The 1,086-nt window shown below is 38.3% G+C and carries 2 protein-coding genes; both read left to right on the forward strand.

Translation table 11 applies throughout. The annotated features are described in order from the left end of the window. On the forward strand, positions 1–354 hold a 354-nt coding region (locus tag DZ60_RS23790; protein ID WP_034230506.1), incomplete at its 5' end, for an RHS repeat domain-containing protein. A gap of 13 nt (positions 355–367) precedes the next feature. Beyond that, a partial coding sequence (locus tag DZ60_RS23795) for a DUF6443 domain-containing protein (protein ID WP_034230508.1) occupies positions 368–1,086 on the forward strand: 719 nt, incomplete at its 3' end.

A 1,086-nucleotide genomic window follows, 5' to 3' on the forward strand; every position in this document is an offset into this window, starting at 1 on the left:
TGGGGTTATAATGAGCAATATCCTATAGCTGAAATAGTCAATGCAAGTTATGAGGGGATATCGAGTTCAGCTCAAAGTTTAATAAATGCAGCAAAGTCGTTATCTAATGTTGATGTTAACGAAACTTCAGAGACTGCACTTAAAAATAAGTTACAAGAGCTTCGGGAAGATGCTTATTTTGACGATTCGCAGATTACAACCTATACGTATGATCCTTTGCTAGGTGTGACTAGCATCACAGATCCAAGAGGCAAGACAGTTTATTATGAATACGATGATTTTCAGCGCTTGAAGACTGTCAAAGATACAGAAGGAAATTTACTATCAACAAACGAATACAATTACAAAAATTAACTAAGGGCTTATCATGAAAAGATTAATTCATATACTATTAGTTGTAGTGATCGCTACAATAAGTGCTACTGCACAGACAACGACCGAGAATTATGTAAAAACCACGACCTATCAAAAGGAATTTACATTAGAATCTGCAGCGACCTCTGCAGAGGATAAGATAGAGTCTGTGACCTATTTTGATGGATTAGGAAGACCAAAGCAATCGGTGGCAGTACAAGCTTCTCCCAATCAAAAAGATATCATTACTCCCATAGCGTATGATGATTTTGGCAGACAAAATAAGGAGTATTTGCCCTACGAGGCGACTACAAATAATGCTTCTTATAAAACAGATGCATTTGAAGCTGTACTAGACTTTTATGACACATCAAAGTATGAAAACACGCAAAACCCATACTCAGAAAAGATGTTCGAAGCCTCACCGCTCAATCGGGTATTGAAGCAAGCGGCGCCAGGAGCAGATTGGGTTATGGGCAGCGGACACGAAATAAAGTCTGAATATACTGCCAATACCAATCAGGATGCTGTGGTTATGTATGATGTTAGTTTTGTAAATAATGATAGAAGTCAACCCAGATTAACGACTAGTGGATCCTATGCCGTTGGGGAGTTGTACAAAAGTATCACCAAAAACGAAAACCATACAGGGACAACGAGCAAGGATAATACAGTTGAAGAGTTTACAGACAAACAAGGTCGGGTAGTACTTAAGAGAACGTATAATAACGA

Origin of the sequence: Aquimarina pacifica (assembly GCF_000520955.1) — a bacterium.
GTDB classification, from domain to species: Bacteria; Bacteroidota; Bacteroidia; order Flavobacteriales; family Flavobacteriaceae; genus Aquimarina; species Aquimarina pacifica.